This is a genomic window from Streptacidiphilus fuscans (assembly GCF_015690355.1).
Classification (GTDB): Bacteria; Actinomycetota; Actinomycetes; order Streptomycetales; family Streptomycetaceae; genus Streptacidiphilus; species Streptacidiphilus fuscans.
The window spans coordinates 1-20,816 of the sequence record NZ_JADPRT010000012.1 but is presented as its reverse complement, the minus strand read 5'-3'; the positions used below and the strand labels follow the sequence as shown (position 1 = coordinate 20,816).

Annotated in this window: 16 protein-coding genes; 9 read left to right on the top strand and 7 right to left on the bottom strand. The window is 71.7% G+C overall.

Going from position 1 to position 20,816, the window contains the following annotated elements; translation table 11 throughout:
- Positions 1-30: 30 nt before the first annotated feature.
- From I2501_RS25820 to I2501_RS25790, 7 genes are all read right to left on the bottom strand, one after another.
- On the bottom strand, positions 31-894 hold the full coding sequence (locus I2501_RS25820) for a 3-hydroxybutyryl-CoA dehydrogenase (RefSeq protein WP_196196628.1): 864 nt from the start codon (positions 892-894) through the stop codon (positions 31-33).
- Positions 891-2,495, bottom strand: coding sequence for a CocE/NonD family hydrolase (locus I2501_RS25815; RefSeq protein WP_236047248.1), 1,605 nt, complete (start codon positions 2,493-2,495; stop codon positions 891-893). The genes I2501_RS25820 and I2501_RS25815 overlap by 4 nt, the downstream gene beginning before the upstream one ends.
- Entirely contained in the window at positions 2,495-3,997 is a 1,503-nt protein-coding gene (locus tag I2501_RS25810; protein WP_196196626.1) for a purine-cytosine permease family protein, read from the bottom strand. The genes I2501_RS25815 and I2501_RS25810 overlap by 1 nt, the downstream gene beginning before the upstream one ends.
- 83 nt (positions 3,998-4,080) lie before the next feature.
- Positions 4,081-4,875 (bottom strand): enoyl-CoA hydratase/isomerase family protein, encoded by a 795-nt coding sequence (locus I2501_RS25805; RefSeq protein WP_268926986.1) that lies wholly within the window; start codon positions 4,873-4,875, stop codon positions 4,081-4,083.
- 59 nt (positions 4,876-4,934) lie between these two features.
- Complete coding sequence (locus I2501_RS25800; protein WP_196196625.1) at positions 4,935-6,107, bottom strand: acyl-CoA dehydrogenase family protein; 1,173 nt, start codon at positions 6,105-6,107, stop codon at positions 4,935-4,937.
- 57 nt (positions 6,108-6,164) lie between these two features.
- Positions 6,165-8,228, bottom strand: a complete 2,064-nt coding sequence (locus I2501_RS25795; protein ID WP_328806631.1) for an acetate--CoA ligase family protein — start codon at positions 8,226-8,228, stop codon at positions 6,165-6,167.
- A gap of 20 nt (positions 8,229-8,248) precedes the next feature.
- On the bottom strand, positions 8,249-9,136 hold the full coding sequence (locus I2501_RS25790; protein ID WP_328806630.1) for an SDR family NAD(P)-dependent oxidoreductase: 888 nt from the start codon (positions 9,134-9,136) through the stop codon (positions 8,249-8,251).
- 194 nt (positions 9,137-9,330) lie between these two features.
- Here I2501_RS25790 and I2501_RS25785 point away from each other — a divergent pair, with 194 nt between their 5' ends.
- The 9 genes from I2501_RS25785 (at position 9,331) to I2501_RS25745 (ending at position 20,413) form a co-directional block, all read left to right on the top strand.
- Positions 9,331-9,978, top strand: a complete 648-nt coding sequence (locus tag I2501_RS25785; protein WP_196196623.1) for a TetR/AcrR family transcriptional regulator — start codon at positions 9,331-9,333, stop codon at positions 9,976-9,978.
- Positions 9,979-9,991: 13 nt separating this feature from the next.
- Positions 9,992-10,606: an NUDIX hydrolase gene (locus tag I2501_RS25780; protein ID WP_196196622.1), complete on the top strand. Its 615-nt coding sequence runs from the start codon at positions 9,992-9,994 to the stop codon at positions 10,604-10,606.
- A gap of 264 nt (positions 10,607-10,870) precedes the next feature.
- Positions 10,871-12,043, top strand: a complete 1,173-nt coding sequence (locus tag I2501_RS25775; RefSeq protein WP_196196813.1) for an ROK family transcriptional regulator — start codon at positions 10,871-10,873, stop codon at positions 12,041-12,043.
- A 169-nt stretch (positions 12,044-12,212) separates the two neighbouring features.
- On the top strand, positions 12,213-13,322 hold the full coding sequence (locus tag I2501_RS25770; RefSeq protein WP_196196621.1) for a substrate-binding domain-containing protein: 1,110 nt from the start codon (positions 12,213-12,215) through the stop codon (positions 13,320-13,322).
- A gap of 127 nt (positions 13,323-13,449) precedes the next feature.
- Positions 13,450-14,238 carry an ATP-binding cassette domain-containing protein gene (locus I2501_RS25765; protein ID WP_196196620.1) on the top strand — a complete coding sequence of 263 codons (789 nt, stop codon included), beginning with the start codon at positions 13,450-13,452 and terminating at the stop codon, positions 14,236-14,238.
- Positions 14,235-15,506, top strand: a complete 1,272-nt coding sequence (locus tag I2501_RS25760; protein ID WP_196196619.1) for a sugar ABC transporter permease — start codon at positions 14,235-14,237, stop codon at positions 15,504-15,506. Before I2501_RS25765 ends, I2501_RS25760 begins: the two co-directional genes overlap by 4 nt.
- Before the next feature lie 343 nt (positions 15,507-15,849).
- The gene (dxs, locus tag I2501_RS25755) at positions 15,850-17,754 is read left to right on the top strand and encodes a 1-deoxy-D-xylulose-5-phosphate synthase (RefSeq protein ID WP_196196618.1); all 1,905 of its coding nucleotides are present in this window, start codon (positions 15,850-15,852) and stop codon (positions 17,752-17,754) included.
- A 258-nt stretch (positions 17,755-18,012) separates the two neighbouring features.
- Positions 18,013-19,368 (top strand): glycosyltransferase family 39 protein, encoded by a 1,356-nt coding sequence (locus tag I2501_RS25750; RefSeq protein ID WP_328806628.1) that lies wholly within the window; start codon positions 18,013-18,015, stop codon positions 19,366-19,368.
- Between the two features lie 178 nt (positions 19,369-19,546).
- Complete coding sequence (locus I2501_RS25745) at positions 19,547-20,413, top strand: DsbA family protein (RefSeq protein WP_196196616.1); 867 nt, start codon at positions 19,547-19,549, stop codon at positions 20,411-20,413.
- Positions 20,414-20,816: the final 403 nt, after the last annotated feature.

The window sequence follows — 20,816 nt, the reverse complement described above, 5'->3', positions numbered from 1 at the left end:
GCATCATCACATCGCCACAAACAAATGAACTCAGGCGTAGTGGTGGAAGCCGCGCCCGGACTTGCGGCCCAGCAGCCCCGCCTGGACCATCCGGGCGAGCAACGGCGGCGGCGAGTACAGCGGCTCCTTGTGCTCCGCGTACATCGACTCCGCGATCGCCTGCACGGTGTCGAGCCCGATCAGGTCGGCCAGGGCCAGTGGGCCGAGCGGATGGGCGCAGCCGTCCACCATGCCCTGGTCGATGTGTTCGGCGGACGCGAAGCCGGACTCCAGCATCCGGATCGCCGACAGCAGATACGGCACCAGCAGCGCGTTGACCACGAACCCCGCGCGGTCCTTCGAGCGGATCACGCGCTTGCCCAGCGCCCCGGTGACGAACTCCTCGGCGCGCTCCGCCGTCCGCTCGGAGGTGAGCAGCGACGGCACGAGCTCGACCAGCGGCAGCACCGGGACGGGGTTGAAGAAGTGGATGCCGACAACCTGGCCGGGACGCGTGGTCGCCGTCGCCAGCTTGACCATCGGTATGGACGAGCTGTTGGAGGCGAGGATCGCGTCCGGATCCTTGACGACGCGGTCCAGGTGGCCGAAGACCTCGGTCTTGATCCGCTCGGACTCGGCGACCGCCTCGACCACCAGCTCGCGGTCGGCGAAGTCCGTCAGGTCGGTGGTCCAGCGCAGCCGGTCGAGGGCGTCGTCGCGATCGGACTCGGTCAACTTGCCGCTGCGGACGGCGCGGGCGAGCGAGCGCTCGACGCGGGCGCGTCCGGCGGCGAGGGCGTCCGCGCTGATCTCGCCGACGAGGACGTCGAGCCCGGCCCGCGCGCACACCTCGGCGATGCCGGAGCCCATCAGCCCGGCTCCGACGACGCCGACGTGGTGGACGGGTTGGTTCATGTGAGCGCTCCTGGTAGCACGGTGAGGTCGAGGTGGGCGCCGTCGTGGCCGCCGGTGCGCAGCGCGAAGCGGCCTGCGGGACCGGGCAGGTAGGACGGGTAACAGGACGTGGCGAGCTGGACCCGCAGCCGGTGACCGGCGGGGAGCAGGTGACCGGTGTCGCCGAGCGGGACGGTGACGGGCGCGTACGCGCCGTCGGTCCGCGTCACCGGCTGCGGCGCTTCGAGGATCCGGCGGCTGGTCCCGTCCGGAGCGACGGCGCAGAGCTTGGCGACGACGTGCCCGGACGCCGGGCCGACCGACAGCGGCAGGGCCAGCCGGACCGGACCGGCCAGGCACAGGGGAGCGGCGAGGGGAGGCCCGGTGAAGGTCAGCACGTCGGGACGCGACTCGACGGCCCGCTCGTCCGGCAGAGCCAGCAGCGGTCGCCACCAGTCGGCGTCCGTCACCGGGACGGGGTCGGCCGGGTCGTGCTCCCAACAGGTGTTCTGGGACTGCGGATTCGGCACGCTGCGCAGTGCGCCGCGTGCCACCAGGTGCAACCGCACCGGGACAGCCCCGGCGGGCGGCCACTCCGACCCGGCGTGCCATCCCGCGCCCGCGCACTCCCAACGGACGGGCGGGACGGGCACGCTGTCGAGCCGGTCGTCACGACCGCGCAGGTGCCGGTCGAAGAACGCGACGACCGGTGCGAGCGTCCGGTCGAGCATCGCCTCGCGGGCCGTCTTGTCGGTCAGGTGGTCCGGGCTCCGGCCGTCACGCGTGAACAGGTCGTCCATGTGGTCGCCCGCCGACGCGACGAGGTACTGCGGCGCGCGGCCCCTGGCCGACCCGACCGCGCGCCGCCAGTCGGCCAACTGCCCGGCCTGGAACAGGTCGTACCAGCCGGTGCAGTGGAGCGTCGGGACGCGGCCGTGACCTGGGAAGTCGACCCCGAGGTCGGCCCCGAGGTCCACGGCGAGGCGCGGCAGCCCGGCCAGCAGCTGGTGCGGCGGCAGCGACCAGTCGATCGCGCCGTCCAGGTTGGCAGGCCCGGCCCAGGTGGTGCTCAGCCACTCCACCATCGGGCCGAACCGGAACACCCCGTTGCGGTGCGTGAACTCGCCGACCTCGCTGCCTACCCCGCTGCCGCCGCTGCCGGAGCCGCTGCCGCCGATGTCGGCCGACGTGAGCCTGACCGCCAGCGCCCGCACCGCCGGATGGCCGGAGGCCGCCGCCGCCCGGGCGGTGAAGCCGTAGTACGAGTTGCCCCAGCAGCCCACCGCGCCGTTCGACCACGGCTGGGCCGTGATCCACACCAGCGTGTCCCAGCCGTCGGCCAGCTCGTTGACGAACGGCACCGCCCGTCCCTCGGAGCGGACCTTGCCGCGGACGTCCTGCACCACCACCGCGTAGCCCGCGTCCGTCAGGCGGTCCGCGATCTCCGGCAGCAGGCCGGTCGGGCGGGTCTTGTCGTACGGGGTGCGGATCAGCACCGTCGGCGACCGGCCGGGGGACGGCGGCAGATAGACGTCGGTGGCCAGCCGCACCCCGTCCCGCAGGCGGACGGTGAGGGCGTCCGCCTGCGGGACGGGGGAGCCGAACGGGACGGGCGTCAGCATCACGCGGGGCCCGCATCCGCGTCCATGTCCGCGCCCGCGTCCATGACCGGGTCGGCGTCCAGGCCACGGTCGGCGGCGGTCACGGCGGCTCGCTCGGCCGTCAGGTCCAGCGACCGGCAGAGCAGCACGTAGAGCCCGGCGGCCACGATCAGGCCGATCGGCATGGAGACGTCCGTGCCGTTCAGCGCCTGCGCGACCGGACCCATGTGCGTGCCGACCACCGCGAACGGGATCATCGCGGCGAAGCCGACCCCGTAGGCGACCAGCCCGCGCCAGCTCCAGCGGCCGTAGATGCCACGGGGGTTGAAGATCTCGCGGATGGAGTAGTGCCCGCGCCGGATCACGTAGAAGTCGACCAGGTTGATCGCCGTCCACGGCGTGAACAGGTAGCCGAGCACTGTCAGGAACTCGCCGAACTGGGTGAGGAACGAGTCGTCCGAGCCGAAGGCGATCGCGGTGGAGACCACCCCGACGAGGACCAGGGTGGCGATCCGCTTGGCCACCGTCGGCTTGACCTGCTTGATCGAGTCCAGCGAGGACAGCATGGTCAGGCTCGCGCCGTAGAAGTTCAGCGTGCCGATGGTGAGCAGCGGCACCACGGACGCGACCAGAAGCGTCACCCCGAAGCCGGGGAACAGCTCGTTGCCCGCCGAGATCACCGAGTTGACCAGGTCGGCCTTGGGGAAGAGCCCGGCCGCCACGGTGCCGACCAGCATCATCCAGGCCCCGCCGACCCCCGCGCCCAGGTACGTCCACCAGAACGAGGAGCGCACCCCGACGTTCGGCGGCAGGTAGCGCGAGTAGTCCGAGACGTAGATCGACCAGGAGAGCTGGTAGACCGCCGCCGTGAAGAACTGGATCAGGAACGGCGTCAGCGAGAACGCGCCGAGGTCCAACTGGCCGTGGGTGAACGGGTTCACGGCCAGGATGCCGACCGAGAAGACGACCAGCGCAGCCAGCATCAGATAGGTCAGCCAGCGCGACGCCCGGTGGATGAAGTCGTAGCCGACGATCGCCAGCAGGATGCCGACGACCGCGTAGCCCACGTAGCTGACGCCGGTCGGCAGGCTGACCAGGTGCTGCATGGTGCTGCCGACCAGCACCTGGTTGAAGGCCGTGTAGCCGATGTACGTCGTGAGCGCGACGATCCACACCAGCAGCGCGCCCATGAAGCCGAACTGCGGCCGGGACTGCACCATCTGCGGCAGGCCCAGCTGCGGGCCCTGGGTGGAGTGGAACGCCATGAAGAAGGTGCCGAAGGCGCACCCGGTGACCACGGCGATCGCCGTCCAGATCAGGTTGCCGCCCAGCGCGACGCCGATCGCGCCGGTGGCGACGGTGGCCAGGTGCGCGTCGCCCGCGAACCAGACCGGAAAGAGGTGCCATACCTTGCCGTGCCGCTCCGCGAGCGGCACATAGTCGATCGATCGTGCCTCGATGCGCCCGGATCTCGCGCCCGGCTGCGCGGTCGTGTCGGTGGTGCGGGCCGTGCTGACTGGCATGTCAGTTCTCCTGGGTGGGGTGAGAGTGACGCGCGATGTGCAGCCCCGGAAAGGTGCGGTGCGGAGCAGTTGGTGGTGACGGATCAGCTGGTGGTGCGGTTGAGCGCCGTGTAGGCGAGCTGCTCCAGCAGCAGCGCGGCCTCGCGTGGGGCGTCCGTGGCGGCGGTGATCACCTGCTTGGTGATCGAGACGGCCAGCGGCGGGTGCGCGGCGATCTCGGCGGCGATCTTCACCGCCGTCTCCAGGTGCTCACCCGCCGGGGCGATCTCGGTGAGCAGGCCCCACTGGTGCGCCTCGTCGACCGCCATCCGGCGGCCGCGCAGCACCAGGTCGCGGGTGCGGGCCGGGCCGACCGCGCGGACCATCCGGGTCACCCCGCCGGAGCTCGGCAGGATGCCGATGCCCACCTCGGGCAGTCCGAGGACGGCGGAAGGGTCGGCCACCCGAAGGTCCGCGGCCAGGGCCAACTCCAGTCCGCCGCCCAGGCAGTAGCCGGCGATCGCGGCCACCGTCGGCTGCGGGAGGGCGGCGATCGCCTCGTACACCGCCCCGGAGGCGCGGTAGTACGCGGCGATCGCCTCCGGGGTCATCTCCCGCAGTTCACCGACGTCCGCCCCGGCGGAGAACACCTTGCTCCCTCCGGTGACCACCACGGCCCGGCTGCCGCGCACGGTCTGCGAGCGCAGCGCGTCGAGCAGCGCGGCCTCCAGGTGGGTGGAGAGCGCGTTGAGCTTGGCCTCCCGGCGGAGCGTCAGCACCGCGACCTCGCCGTGCAGGGCCACCTCGACGCTTCCCCGCGCGGGGTCCTGCTGCGCGGGGGCCTGCGGGGCGGAGTCCTTCCCGTCGCGGTCGAACATCGGGCGGACGTCGCCGCTCATCGCTTTTCCCGCCGCGCTCCGCTTCGGCTCCGCTCCGCTGCGCCTCAGCTCGCCGCTCATCAGGCCTCCGGACGGAAGGTCAGCAGCCCGGACAGGCCGCGCTTGGTGATCTCGTTGGCGATGACCAGGCGCTGGATCTCGGAGGTGCCCTCCCAGATCCGGTCCACGCGCAGCTCACGCCAGAGCCGCTCGACCGGGTAGTCGCGCATGTAGCCGCGCCCGCCGAAGATCTGCTGCGCGCGGTCGACGACGCGGTTGGACGCCTCGGACGCGGCCAGCTTCACCGTCGCGGCGCGGGCGTGCAGCAGCTTGCGGTCGGCGCCCTGGTCGAACTCCCAGGCCACCTGGTGGGTGAAGGCGCGGTTGGTGGTGATGTCGACGACCGAGTCGGCCAGCATGCCCTGGATCAGCTGACGGTTGATCAGCGCCTCGCCGCCCTGGACGCGTCCACGGGCCCAGTCGGTGGCCAGCTCCAGCGCGCGCTCGGCGGCGCCGATGGTGCGGGCGCCGATCATCAGGCGCTCCTCGGTGAACCAGTCGCGGGTCAGCTCGTAGCCCTGGCCGATCCCGCCGAGCACCGCGTCCGCGCCGACGTACACGTCCTCGAAGAGGAACTCGGGGTGCTCGTAGACGAAGGTGTGGGTGTAGCGGGGCGTGCGCTTGACCGAGACGCCCGGCGTGTCGCGGTCGATCAGGAAGAGCGTGGGCGCGCCCGCCGGCTGGACGTTGGCCAGCACGATCAGGAAGTCCGCCACGTCGCCGACGGTGACGAACCACTTCTCGCCGTTGATCCGGTAGCCCTTGCCGTCCGGGACCGCGGTGGTGGCGATGCCGCTCGGGTCGGAGCCGGCATCGGCCTCGGTGATCGCGACCGCGTCACGGCAGCGGCCCTGGATGCCGGGGAGCAGGTACTTCTCGCGCTGCTCGGGGGTGGCGGCCCGCAGGCAGTTGGCCGGACGCCAGACGGTGTCCCACAGCGCGTTGGTCAGCTTGCCCAGCTCGTCCTGGACGACGACCTGCTCCAGGATGCTGAGGCCCGCGCCGCCCCACTCGACGGGGTGGTTGATCGCCTGCAGACCGGACGCGAGGACGTCCTCGCGGATCGCCGCCAGCGCCTCGGGGGTCAGGCCGTTGTTGGCCTCGCACTCGTCCTCGTAGTTCATGATCTTCGAGGTGAGGTCGGCGGCACGCTGCTTCAGCTCGGAGAGCCGGGGGGAGTACGCGAATTCCATGGGGACTCTTTCTCTCGAAACTCGGAACAGTCGAAAGGGGTCAGGGAGTAAGGAAGTTCAGGCGTCGAGCACGATCCGGGCGTCGAGCCCGAAGCAGCCCTTGGGGGTGGCGAGCAGCGGGTTGACCTCCAGCTCGGCGATCTCCGGGTGCGCGGCGGCGACCTCGGTGATCGCGGCGACCGCGTCGGCCAGCGCGTCCAGGTCGACGCCCGGCCTGCCGCGCACGCCGCGCAGCAGCGCCGCCGACCGCAGCCGGGAGAGCAGCTCCAGCGCCTCGTCCCGGCCCACCGGGGCCAGCGCGAACGCGGTGTCGCGCAGCACCTCGGTGGCGATCCCGCCGAGGCCGACCATGGCCACCGGCCCGAAGCGGGGGTCGCGCTGGACGCCGACGATCAGCTCGACGCCGTCGCGCAGGTCGGCCATCGCCTCGACGCAGAAGCCGGGCGGGTCGAGCCGCCGGCTCATGTCGGCGACCGCCTCGCGGACCGTCTCCGGGGTGGCGAGGCCGAGGGCGACGCCGCCGGAGTCGGACTTGTGCAGCAGCCCGAGTGCCTTGACCACCACCGGCCCGCCGATCGCCCGCGCCGCCGCGACGGCCTCCGCCTCGTCGGCGGCCAACTGTGCGGGCGGGAGGGCGACTCCGGCCGCGCGGACCAGTTCCCGCGCGGTCCAGTAGCCGTCGTCGGCGACCGGCTGCGCGTCGGTGCGCGGACGCGGCGCCTGACGCGGCGTCGGGTCGCGTCGGGCCAGCATGCCCAGGCTCTGCGCGGCGTCCTCGACGGCGCGGAAGACCGGGACGCCGTGACGGCGCAGCTCCTCGGCGGGCGCGCTGTCCGCGCACATGGTGTGCACGGCGACGGGCTTGCCCAGCAGCGTGATCCGCTCGCCCATCACCCGGGCGGTGGCCAGCTCGGCCGCGGCGAGCTCGGGACCGTAGTCGCCGTAGCCGCCGAAGTAGCCGGTGACCAGCACCGAGTCGACCTCGGGCGAGCCGAGCAGCAGGTCCAGGGTGCGGGCGAAGGAGGTGATGTCCTGCTCGCCGGCGCCGGCCAGGTCGACCGGGTTGCCGACGCCTGCCGAGGGGGTCAGCTCGCCGCGCAGCGCCTCGGAGAGCGCGGCCGGGAACTCGGGGACGGAGAGGCCGTGCGCGTCGGCGATGTCGGAGGCGACCGAGGCGTGGCCGCCGCCGTCCGCCAGCACCGCGACCCGGCGGGCCGGGGCGTCGCCGAAGCGGTGGAGCATCGCCAGCAGGTCGGCCATCTCGCGCGGGCTGGACACCCGGTCCACGCCCGCGGCGCGGCAGGCCGCGTCGATCACGGCGGTGTCACTGGTCAGCGCGCCGGTGTGGGACCTGGCGCCGCGCACCGACGCCTCGCTGCCGCCGACGGTCAGCAGCACCACCGGCTTGCCCGCCGCCCGCGCCTCGGCCGCGACCTCGACGAAGTCGCGACCGTCGCCGAAGTCCTCGCAGTAGACGGCGATCAGCTCGGTGCCGTCGTGCGCGGCGCAGGAGCGGATCAGGTCGGCCACGGTCAGGTCGGCCTGGTTGCCCAGCGAGGCGAACCGGGAGAAGCCGAGGTCACGGTCGATCAGGAACCTGCTGAGCTCCAGCGCCATGTTGCCGCTCTGCGACAGCAGCGCGACGGGCCCGGCGGGCAGCGGGTTCGACGCGAGGTAGAGGCCGCTCGTACTGTCCAGCACGCCAAGGCAGTTGGGGCCGAGCAGCACCGCCCCTGCCTCCCGCACCCGAGCGGCCAGCGCCGCCTCGCGGGCCCGGCCCTCGGCGCCCAGCTCGCCGAAACCGGCGGTGATGCCGACGATCGCCTTCGCCCCGGCCGCGAGCGCGTCCTCGACGGCGTCCTCGAAGCCGGCGGACGGGACCGCGACGACCACCAGGTCGACGGGCTCGGGCAGTTCGCCGAGGCTGCGGTGTGTCGGCTCGCCCAGCACCGGCTCACCGCGCCGGTTCACCAGGTACACCGGGCGTCGTCCCTGCATCCGCAGCGCCTGGACGCTGATCCAGTTGCCGTACTTGGAGCGGTCGTTGCTCGCCCCGAGCACGGCGACCGCGCGCGGGTCGAAGAGCGCGCCGAGGTCGCGTGCGGTGGCTGACGGGTTCACTCCTGCTCCTTGCGCTCCGCTCATCGCTCGACCTCCGGAAGCAGATCAGGGACGGGGTGGCCCGCGCCCCACGCGTCGACGCCGCCGTCGACGACGACGGTGGTGCCGGTGACGTACCGGCCCGCGGGGGAGGCGAGGAAGGAGATGACACCGGCGACGTCCTGCGCCGAGCCGAGGTAGCCGAGCGGGACGGCCTGCGCCCAGCGGGCCCGGTCCTCGTCGGTGTAGTTGCTGTCCAAGCCCTCGGTGGCGATCGTGCCCGGGGCGACGCAGACGGAGCGGATTCCGTAACGGCTCCACTCCAGGGCCAGCCCGGCGGCCAGGTTCTCCACGGCGGCGCGGGCCGCCGAGGCGTGCACCATGCCGGGGATGCCCCGGCGCGGTGAGAAGGCGAGGAAGAAGACCGAGCCGGAACGCTGCGGGATCATCGCCCGGTTGGCGACCTCGCGGGTCATCGCCCAGGTCGCGTCGACGGCCAGCCGGTGCACGGCACGCCAGCCCTTCGGCGTGATCTCCTCGGCGGGCGCGGCGAACTGGCCGCCCGCGTTGTTGACCAGGACGTCGATCCGCCCGAAAGCGTCGAGGGTCTGCCGGACGACCTCGCCGACCTGGTCCTCCTCGCGGATGTCGGCGACGAGGACCAGGCACCGGCCGCCGGACTTCTCGATCTGGTTGCGTACCTCCTCCAGCGGCTCGGGCCGTCGTCCGCAGATCGCGACCGAGGCCCCGGCGGCGGCGAGGTCCAGCGCGGTGGCCCGGCCGATCCCGGTGCCGCCGCCGGTGACCAGCGCCACCCGACCGGCGTGGACGTCCGCCCGCAGCCCGGACGCCGGGCCGCCCGCCGGAGTCGCCGCCGGGCCGTCCGCCGGGCCGGAGCCGGGCGGGGCCAGGGCTGAAGAATCGCGCACAGGGTCTCCTCGGATCGCCGGAGCAATGTCTGACTGATGCGTCAGTTAGCTCTCTCGCCGTGGTCCGTGTCAAGGGGTTCAGTCAGTCCGTGCAGCAGATTTCCACGATTTCTGCCGTACTCTTGAATCTGACTGATGCGTCAGTAGGATGTCCTGCATCCCGGACAGGGGCAGGCGTGACGAGGGGAGAGCGCATGGCCGGCCAGCCGCGGACGGACGAGGACCGGCGGAGGGCGATCCTCGACGCCACCTGGCAGCTGATCGCCGAACGCGGCTTCCACGCCGTGCGGATCAGCGACATCGCCAAGGTGTGCGGCACCAGCACAGGCACGGTGCACTACTACTTCCCGGGCAAGACCGACGTGCTGACCGAGGCGCTGAAGTTCTGCGTCGAGCAGGCGTTCGTCCGGCAGAGCCAGGAGCTGCGCGGGATCGACAACGCCCACGAGCGGCTGCTCAAGCTGATCGACATGCAGCTGCCCCGGGTGGGCCAGGTGCGCGACGAGTGGTCGATCTGGCTCCAGTACTGGGCGGAGGCCGTGGTCCGGCCCGAGTTCCGGCCCGCGCACAACGAGTTCTACGCCCGCTGGCACGACACCGTGGTGCGGATCGTCCGACGCGGCCAGCGCCAGGGCGTCTTCCGCGTGGACGTCTCGCCGGAGGAGCTGGCCCTGCATCTGACCGCGCTCACCGACGGCGCGGCGATCCAGGTGCTCACCGGCCGCCCCGGCATGACCGTCTCGGTGATGCGCGAGCTGTTGATCGGCTTCGTCCAGCGGGAGCTGCTCGTCGACGGCGAGTCCGCCAGCCGCGCGCGCGGCACGTCCCTGGAACCGGCATGAAGGGAGCACCCCGATGAGCGGAACAGCACCGGGCGTCGACCACGACCGGATCCGCCGCAACCTCGCGGCGTTCCCGCGCCGTTCGGCCGTCGCCGAGCGGTCCGCCGCCGTCGCCGTCTGCGTGCTGCCGTCGAAGACCGGGCCGCAGGTGCTGATGATCAAGCGCGCCCCGAGGGGCCGCAACGCCGGTCAGTGGGCGCTGCCCGGCGGCCGGGTCGAGCCGGGGGAGACCCTCGTCGAGACGGCCCTGCGCGAACTGGCCGAGGAGACCGGCGTCGAGGCCCCCGCCTCCGCCGTCGCCGGGCTGCTGGACGACTACGTGGCGGGCACCGGCTTCGTGATCACCCCGGTGGTCGTGCTGCTCGACGCCCCGCCCGCCAGGCTGGAGCGCTGCCGCCGCGAGGTGGCCTCGCTGCACCGCATCCCGCTGGCCCGGCTCTGCGAGGACGACCTGCCGCGCTGGCGCGACATGCCCGACGGCGGCCGCCTGCTGCAGATGCCGCTGCGCGCCAACATGGTCGTCCACGCCCCGACCGGCGCGCTGCTCTGGCAGTTCCGCGAGGTCGCGCTGCTCGGCCGCCACACCCGGGTCGGCGACCTGGACGAGCCGGAGTTCGCCCGCGTCTGACGTGCACCCGCCGACGTCGTCGGGCCGCCTGAAGTCAGGCCCTGCCTTCGCCCGCGCCGACACCGCCCCGGACCGCTCTCGGTCCGGGGCGGCCGCGTTTCAGCAACATTTAGGGCATCTCTTTCCCTTCACTCTTGACATGAGTTCACCCTGTTAGCTCTGCTTGAAGTTCAGAAGTTGTATTCAAGGCCGAAATCAAGGCCGCGCAGAGTGCTCCGCCGCAAGGACGCGGCGTGGGCGGCGAGGATGGAACTGCTCATGTCCGTGGAAACGCCGGGATCCCAGTCGTCGCTGCACCGGGCGAACCTGGAGCGCGTGCTCCGGGCGGTCCGGATGGCCGGCTCGCTGACCCAGGCCGAGATCGCGCGCAGCACCGGGCTGTCCGCCGCGACCGTGTCCAACATCGTCCGCGAGCTCAGCGAAGCCGGGACGGTCGTGGTCACGCCCACCTCCTCCGGTGGCCGACGGGCCCGCAGCGTCTCGCTCAGCGCGGACGCGGGGATCGTCGTCGGCGTCGACTTCGGTCACTCCCACCTGCGGGTGGCCATCGGCAACCTGGCCCACCGGGTGCTGGCCGAGGAGAGCGAGCCGCTGGACACGGACGCCTCCGCCGAGCAGGGCTTCGGCCGCACCGAGCAGCTGGTCGCCCGGCTGCTGGAGCAGACCGGCTTCGCTCCGGAGAAGGTCATCGGCGTCGGCCTCGGCGTCCCCGGACCGATCGACGTGGAGACCGGCGCGCTCGGCTCGACCTCGATCCTGCCGGGCTGGAGCGGCATCTCTCCGGCCAAGGAGCTGTCCAGCCGGCTCGGGATGGCGGTCCGCGTCGACAACGACGCCAACCTGGGCGCGCTCGGCGAGCTGGTCTGGGGTGCGGGGCGGGGCCTGTCCGACCTCGCCTACATCAAGGTGGCCAGCGGCGTCGGCGCCGGTCTGGTGATCGCCGGTCAGATCTACCGCGGCCCCGGCGGCACGGCGGGCGAGATCGGCCACATCACCCTGGACGAGGCCGGACCGGTCTGCCGCTGCGGCAACCGCGGCTGCCTGGAGACCTTCGTCGGCGCCCGGCACATCCTCGGCCTGCTCCAGCAGAGCCACGGCCAGGAGCTGAGCATCCCCAGGGTGGTCGAGCTGGCCCAGCGCGGCGACCTGGGCTGCCGTCGCGTGCTGGCCGACGCCGGACGCCAGATCGGCAGCGGCGTGGCGACCATGTGCAACCTGCTCAACCCGCGCCGGGTGATCCTCGGCGGCGACCTGGCCGAGGCGGGCGACCTGGTGCTGGACCCGATCCGCGAGTCGGTCGCCCGCTACGCGATCCCGAGCGCCGCGCGGCAGCTCTCCGTGGTGCCGGGCACGCTCGGCGGCCGGGCCGAGGTTCTTGGAGCCTTGGCGTTGGTGATGTCGGAAATGAGCGATTCCAACGCATTGCCGATGGGCTGACGTTCACCTTTCGGGGGCTTGGTTACCCCCATGCCTTCAGGAAGATAACGAAAGGGTTCGGATTCAACAGAGTGCGGTTTTACTTATTGACGCCATTGGGGTGTGCGGGGTTGACTCCCTCACACCTCGGTCGCAACGTTGCGACCGCGTCAGGGAGGCACCCCACACGATGAACAGCACTCTGCGCCGCACGGTCGTGGTAACCACCGCCGTCTCCATAGCACTTGGTCTCGCCGCATGTGGCAAGGCCGGTGGCAGCTCCAGCTCTTCCTCCTCTTCTTCCTCCTCCGGTTCGAGCGGCTCGCAGGTCATCGGTCTGCTGCTCCCGGAGAACCAGACCACCCGCTACGAGCAGTTCGACAAGCCGCTGTTCGAGGCCGAGGTCAAGCAGCTCGACCCGAGCGCGACCGTCCAGTACGACAACGCCGGCGGCAGCGCGCAGCAGCAGGCCCAGCAGGTGCAGACGATGATCAACCAGGGCGTCAAGGTCCTGGTCGTCGACGCCGAGGACGCCACCCAGATCAAGTCCTCCGTCGAGGCCGCCCACGCCAAGGGCATCAAGGTCGTCGCCTACGACCGCCTGGCCGAGGGCCCGATCGACGCCTACGTCTCCTTCGACAACGAGAAGGTCGGCGAGCTCCAGGGCCAGGGCCTGCTCAACGCCCTGGGCAGCAAGGCCACCCCGTCCGCCAAGGTCGTCGAGATCGACGGCGACTCGGCCGACCCGAACGCCGCCTACTTCAAGAAGGGCTTCCAGGAGGCTGTCGCCGGCAAGGTCGACATCGCCTACGACGCCTCGGGTCTGTGGAAGGCCGACGTCGCCGCGCAGAAGGCCACCGCCGCCATCAACCAGCTCGGCGCCAGCAACATCGCCGCCTTCTACTCGGCGAACGACGGCATGGCCGCCGGTATCGTCCAGTCGATGAAGACGGCCGGCCTGTCCGCGCTGCCGATCGGTGGTCAGGACGCCCAGCTCGACGCGATCCAGCGGATCGTGGCCGGCACCCAGGCCTACACGGTCTACAAGGCCTACAAGCCCGAGGCCGACGCCGCCGCCCAGCTGGCCGTCGACCTGCTGAACGGCACCAGCATCAGCTCGGTCGCCACCTCGACCAGCACCAGCCTGTCCGGTGACAAGGCCCCCTCGGACCTGCTGCCCGCGGTCCTGGTGACCAAGGCCAACATCAAGTCCACCGTGGTCCAGGACGGCCTCTGGAGCGTCAACCAGATCTGCACCGCCGACTACGCCGCCGCCTGCAAGGCCGACGGCCTGCAGTAGGCCGCACCCTCGCTCGGGACCGCGCCTGCGGCCGGAGTGCTGAGTATCCGTCAGACGTCGTCCCCCGCGCGGTGATCCCGCGCGGGCGTCGACCAGCCCACCCGAGGCACCGGGTGGGCAGAAGGAGTTGGTTCACGTGACAAGCGCGCCCGTACTGGCGTTGCGCGGGGTCTCCAAGCGGTTCGGCGCGGTGCAGGCCCTCACCGACGTCGAGCTGGAGGTTCACGCCGGAGAGGTGGTGGCGCTGGTCGGTGACAACGGCGCCGGTAAGTCCACCCTGGTCAAGACGATCGCGGGCGTGCACCCGATCGACGAGGGCGAGATCGAGTGGGAGGGCACCCCCGTCTCGATCCAGCGTCCGCAGGACGCCCAGCACCTCGGTGTGGCCACCGTCTACCAGGACCTCGCCCTGTGCGACAACCTGGACGTGGTCGGAAACCTGTTCCTCGGACGCGAGTTGAAGCGTCGCGGCACCCTCGACGAGGTGGCCATGGAGCAGAAGGCGCGGGAGCTGCTGGACACCCTGTCCATCCGCATCCCGAGCGTGCGCATCCCGATCGCCGGACTCTCCGGCGGTCAGCGCCAGGTCGTCGCGATCGCCCGCTCGCTGATCGGCGAGCCCAAGGTCGTGATCCTGGACGAGCCCACCGCCGCCCTTGGCGTCGAGCAGACCGCGCAGGTCCTCGACCTGGTCGAGCGGCTCCGCGAGCGGGACCTGGGCGTCATCCTGATCAGCCACAACATGGCCGACGTCCGCGCCGTCGCGGACACCGTGGCGGTGCTGCGGCTGGGCCGCAACAACGGCACCTTCCCGGTCCAGGAGACCACCCAGGAGACCATCATCGCCGCGATCACCGGCGCCACCGACAACGCGGTGACCCGGCGTAAGGCGCGCACGTCGGAGGCCGCGAAGTGAGCAACGACACCAAGACCCCCGAGGCGCCCGCGCCGCAGAACTCGGCCGTCGACCCCCGCCTGCTCCAGCGCGAGGCCGGACTGGCCGGGTACTGGACCGAGTTCACCCGCAAGGTGCGCGGCGGCGAGATCGGCTCGCTGCCGGTCGTCGTCGGCCTGATCGTCATCTGGACCGTCTTCTCGGTCAAGAACGGCCACTACTTCGCGGCCTCCACCGCCGAGTACATCGCCTACTACATGGTCGGCGTGGGCCTGCTCTCGGTCGGCCTGGTCTTCGTGCTGCTGCTGGGCGAGATTGACCTGTCGGTCGGCTCGGTCAGCGGTCTGGCCGCCGCCGTCTACGCGGTGCTGGAGATCTCGCACGGCGTCAACCCGTGGCTTGCCGTCCTGCTCACCGTCCTGTCGGGCGCGGCGATCGGCGCGCTGCAGGGGTGGATCTTCGCCAAGATCGGCGTCCCGGCCTTCGTGGTCACCCTGGCCGGGTTCCTGGCCTGGCAGGGCGTCATGCTCTGGCTGCTGGGCTCGACCGGCACGATCAACCTGGACGACAAGGGCCTGAACCACTTCCTGTCCGGCAGCTCGTACTTCATGGGCAGCGACATCTCGGGTGCCTACATCCTGGCCGTGCTGGCGGTCGGCTCCGCCGCGTACGGGGCGTTCAGCGAGCAGCTGCGTCGCCGCAAGGCGGGCGTCCCGTTCCGCCCGACCAGCGAGGTCGTGCTGCGCCTGGTGGCGCTCGCGGTCCCGGCGTTCGTCGCCGCCTACGTGCTCAACCTGGCCAGCGGCGTGCCGAACGCCCTGGTGCTCTTCCTGGCGCTGCTGATCGTCTGTGACTTCGTGCTGCGCCGTACCTCCTACGGCCGCAAGATCTTCGCGGTCGGCGGCAACATCGAGGCCAGCCGTCGTGCCGGTATCTCGGTCCCGGCGATCCGGATCTCCGTCTTCGCCATCTCCGGCACCTTCGCGGCGCTCGGCGGTCTGGCCATCGCGGCCACCACCAACGCGGCCGGGCAGGCCGGTGCGGACCCGAACAACCTGATGATGGCCATCGCCGCGGCCGTCATCGGCGGCACCAGCCTCTTCGGTGGACGCGGCCGGGTCTGGTCCGCGCTGCTCGGCATGCTGGTCATCGAGTCGATCCAGTACGGCCTCAACATGCTCAGCCTCAACCAGGACGTCGAGTACATGATCATGGGCGTGGTGCTCCTCGCCGCCGTGATCGTCGACTCGCTGTCGCGCCGCAGCCAGAAGTCCTCCGGCCGCGGCTGAGCCCTCACCGCGCGTGCCGCGGAAGGCGCTTGTTCGCCCGTTCGGGCGTACGGACGCCGTCGGCCCTCCGCAACGCGAGCCGGCCTCTTGAGGGGGAGGACCGGCTCGTGGGGCTGACGGACTGCAAGAAGAACCACCCGGCACCGATACCGCTCCGGTGCCGGGTGGTCGCGCGTTCCGGCCGACGGTTCCGGCCAACGCAGCACTCCGGTCGGTCGCGTCACCGGGACAGGGCCGTAGACTGAGCGGATTCGGACAGACCCTTGGTCGAGCCCGGACTGAACGGGCGGCGGACGAGGAAGCTCGGGGCCGCTCGCGGCCGACAGAGATAGAGGAGGAACGGGTGGCCCTGCTGACCCGCATTCGGGGACCGCGCGATCTTGACCGTCTCACCCCGGGACAGCTGGCCGTCCTGGCCGAGGAGATCCGGGGCTTCCTGGTCGAGGAGGTCTCCAAGACGGGCGGCCACCTCGGCCCGAACCTCGGCGTGGTGGAGCTCACCATCGCCCTGCACCGCGTCTTCGAGTCGCCCAAGGACCGGATCCTCTTCGACACGGGCCACCAGTCCTACGTCCACAAGATCCTCACCGGGCGTCAGGACTTCTCCAAGCTGCGCACCAAGGGCGGCCTCTCCGGCTACCCGTCGCGTGCCGAGTCCGAGCACGACGTGATCGAGAACTCGCACGCCTCCACCGTGCTCGGCTACGCCGACGGCCTGGCCAAGGCCAACCAGCTCCAGGGCCACGACGACCGCCACGTCGTCGCGGTCATCGGCGACGGCGCGCTGACCGGCGGCATGGCCTGGGAGGCGCTCAACAACATCGCCGAGGCGTCCGACCGCCCGGTGATCATCGTCGTCAACGACAACGAGCGCTCCTACTCGCCGACCATCGGCGGCCTGGCCAACCACCTGGCCACCCTGCGCACCACCCAGGGCTACGAGCGCTTCCTTGCCTGGGGCAAGGACGCGCTGCAGCGCACGCCGGTCGTCGGCCAGTCGCTCTTCGAGACGCTGCACGGCGCCAAGAAGGGCCTCAAGGACTTCATCGCCCCGCAGGGCATGTTCGAGGACCTCGGCCTCAAGTACGTCGGCCCGATCGACGGCCACGACGTCCAGGCCCTGGAGTCCGCGCTGCGCCGCGCCCGCGGCTTCGGCGGCCCGGTCATCGTCCACTGCCTCACCCAGAAGGGCCGCGGCTACCGCGCCGCCGAGCAGAACGAGGAGGACCGCTTCCACGCGGTCCCGGTGATCCACCCCGACACCGGCCTGCCGGTCAAGTCCTCCGGCCAGGACTGGACCTCCGTCTTCGGCGAGGAGATGGTCGCCATCGGCCGCGAGCGCAAGGACGTGGTGGGCATCACCGCGGCCATGCTGCACCCGGTCGGCCTGGCGCCCTTCGCCAAGGAGTTCCCGGACCGCATCTACGACGTCGGCATCGCCGAGCAGCACGCCGCCGTCTCGGCGGCGGGCCTGGCGACGGGAGGCCTGCACCCGGTCGTCGCGGTTTACGCGACCTTCCTCAACCGCGCCTTCGACCAGGTGCTGATGGACGTCGCGCTGCACAAGTGCGGCGTGACCTTCGTCCTGGACCGCGCCGGTGTCACCGGCGCGGACGGCGCCTCGCACAACGGCATGTGGGACATGTCGATCCTCCAGATCGTCCCCGGCCTGCGACTGGCCGCTCCGCGTGACGCGGACCAGCTGCGCGCGCAGCTGCGCGAGGCGGTCGAGGTCGACGACGCGCCGACGGTCGTCCGCTACTCCAAGGGCACGGTCGGCCCGGCCGTCCCGGCGGTCGGCAAGATCGGCGGCATGGACGTGCTGCGGGACGGCTCGGTCGACGGCGTCGACGCCGACGTGCTGATCGTCTCGGTTGGCGCGATGGCGCAGACCTGCCTCGAAGCGGCGGAGAAGCTGGCCGCGCAGGGCATCAGCGCCACGGTCGTCGACCCGCGCTGGGTCAAGCCGGTCGACCCGGAGCTCGCTCCGCTCGCCGCGCGCCACCGCGCGATCATCACCGTCGAGGACAACGGCCGCGCGGGTGGCGTCGGCGCGGCGATCTCCCAGTCCCTGCGCGACGCGGGCGTCGACGTCCCGCTCCGGGATCTGGGTATCCCGCAGACGTTCCTGGACCACGCGACGCGCGACCAGATCCTGGCGGAGATCGGCCTGACCGCCGACGGCGTGGCGGAGAAGGCGGCAGCGCTCGTCGCGAAGGTCTCCCTGGACCCGGCGGCGGTCCTCTAGCCGACGCGGGAAGTTGCACTTCCCAGGGGCGCAGGGATTCTGCGGAGTGAGGACCATGCACTACCTCAGGGGCGCGAGGCTCTGTCGATATGCGGCTCCGCCGCGTGAGCGCGACAAGCCACTGTGAGTGGTGAGCCGCCGAACGCGCAGGGCCATCCGCACAGGGTGGCTCTCGCGCAGTTCCCCGCGCCCCTGAGGTGCATGGTTGCTCGCCTGCAGAGTCCCCGCGCCGCTGCAGGGCTTCTCGCCGTTGTCGCCGTGGCGACCCATCTCCCCTCCTTCCTGCGGCCGTTCTGGAGTCCCGACGAGGGTTACCTCGCCACCGAGGCGCGGATGCTCGCCGCAGGCGGGACGCTCTACCAGAACGTCGTGGACCGGAAGCCGCCGCTGCTGCCGTGGCTCTACCAGGGCGCGTTCTGGGTCTTCGGCTCCGACTCCCTGTGGCCGCTGCGCGTCCTCGCGGTCCTCGCCCAGCTCGCGACAGCGCTGCTGCTCGCGTCCGTCGCGCGGCGGCGCTGGGGGCCGCGCGCGGCGGTCGTCGCGGGCGTGCTCACGCTGCTGCTCAGCGTCGGGCTCTCGCCCGAGGACACCCAGGCGGCGACCTTCGAGGTCTTCATGCTGCCCGCCACCGCCGCCGCGTTCTGGTGCGCGGACCGGCAGCGCTGGGCCGGCGCGGGGCTGGCGACCGCCGCGGCAGCGATGGTGAAGCAGACCGGGGGAGCGGTGCTGCTGCCCGTCCTCTTTCTCCTGCTCCGCCAACGCGACGGCCGTCGCCCCGCCTTGGCCCGCGTTCTGCTCGGGTTCGTCGTGCCCGTCGCAGCCCTCGTCCTTCTCCTCGGGCCGCACGACTTCCTCTTCTGGGTCGTCTCCGGCAGCGGCGGCTACGCCTCGCTCGACGGCGCCTGGCTGACCGCGCTCGCCCGCGCCGCAGGCAACGCCGCGCTCCTCGGGGCCGCCGGGCTCGGCGTCCTGCTCGTCGTCGCCCGGGATCCACGGACGTCGCTGCGTGAGGACGGCGACCTGTGGGTGTGGCTGGGCGCCTCCGCCCTCGGGGTGGTGACCGGGCTGCACTTCTTCGGCCACTACTACCTCCAGTTGGTGCCCCCGCTGGCCCTGCTCGGCGCCTCCGCGCTGCACCGCGCGCCCGCGCGCTGGACCCGGCCCGTGCTCGCGTGGAGCGCCGCCGCGGGCGTGGTCTTCGTGGTGCTGGGGCTGATGTGGTCGACCACGCCCGTCACCCGCGTGCAGGCCGTCGCACGGGCCGTCGACGCCCGGACCGGGCCCGGGCAGCCGGTGCTGGTCTGGGGGATGCACCCGGAGATCTACTGGCTCGCCGACCGTCCGCCCGCCAGCCGCTATCTGACGGCGGGTCTGCTGACCAACTTCGCCGGAGGCCGTGACGGGCGCGGAGTGGGCCTGGCCGAAGGGGTGAACGGGTCATGGCAGACTTTCGAACAGGAGATGCGTGAGCATCCGCCGAGCCTGTTCGTGGACGACTCCCAGGGCGCTCCCTATGGCCCGGATCACATCGCTCCACTTCAGGCCCTGTTGGCCGCCCACGGCACGCGCGTGGGCACGGTCGGCGGCGCGGTGCTTTATGAGTGGAAGCCGTGATCCAGTTGAAGGCTTCTTAACTCCGCATGACATGCTGAGTCCGATCCGCGCGCGCTGACGCATGAAGTGCGGGGACACGAGTGGTTGAGGATGGGTGGAAGTGAGTAGCTCCCCGGACAAGGACCCGCAGCCGGCGGGTGCGTCCATGCGTACGACGCCGTGGACACGGTGGGCGGCCGTGAGCGGTGCGATCGTCGTGGTCTTCGTGATCGCGGGGTTGATCGGTTCCGTGGTCCGCAGCAACAAGGAGTCGCAGCTGCAGCTCCCCACCGCCGCCGCAGGCCCGAGCGGTCTGGCCGTCCCCGCCTACGGGCACGCGCCGGTCACCCTCAACCTCTATGAGGACATGCGTGACCCGAACTCGCTGAAGTTCGAGAACACCTACGGCGCCACGCTGCGCCAGCTGGTCGCCTCCGGCCAGGCCAACATCTACTACCGCGAGACCGACGGCATCGACGCAAGCCAGGGCGGCAGCGGCTCGCTCCAGGCGGGCAACGCGCTCGGCTGCGCGCAGGACTCGGCCAAGCCGACGAACGCCTTCGCCGACTACCGCGCGGTCCTGCTGAACGACCAGCCGGCCGTGTCGGACGACGCCTTCGCGTCGACCACGCACCTGATCGACCTGTCCAAGAAGGTCAAGGACCTGGACACCGACGTCTTCCGCGCGTGCGTGACGGGCGGCGACCACAAGGTGTGGGTCAAGGACTCCACGTCGCTGCTGAAGTCCTCCGGACTGGGCTCCGTCCCGCTGCTGACCATGCAGATCGGCGGCACCGCCAAGGACCCGGCGCCGGAGACGGTGCTCGCCTCGGCGACGCAGTCCATCAGCACCAAGGACCTGATCGCCCGCGTCACCGCCGCGGCGATCGCGGCGTCCCCGACGGCGTCGGACATGCCCTCCATCCCGGTCACCAACGGCGCCACCCCGCAGGCCTCGGCGACCCCGAGCGCGACCGCCAGCACGAGCACCAGCGCGAAGGCCGCCACGGACCCCAAGAAGAAGCCGACGGCTTCGGGCTCCCCCTCCGCTTCGCCTTCCCACTGACCTGCAGTTGCAGAACCCCAGGGGCGCGGGGAACTGCGCGAGCAACCACTGATGAGCGGACGGCCCTGAACGTTCGGGGTGATACCTCTCCGGGTGGCTTGTCGCGCAGTTCCCCGCGCCCCTGGTGGTGCAACCACCTGCGGGAGTATCAGTGACCGGTCGCGCCCACGCTGGGGGTCCCCCCGCCGAAGGCAGGGGGAGGAGCCACAGATCAGCAGAGCCCCGCGCCCCTGGTGGTGCAACCACCCGCGGCAGCACACGGTCCTCGTCCGTGAATGCGAAAGGGCGGCCCTCCGATCTCTCGGAGGGCCGCCCTTCGTGCTGCGTGCCGGCGTTACGCCGGCACGCTCGCCACGCCCGGGGCGAGGAAGCGCTTGCCGTTGACCCGCTCGGAGACGCCCGC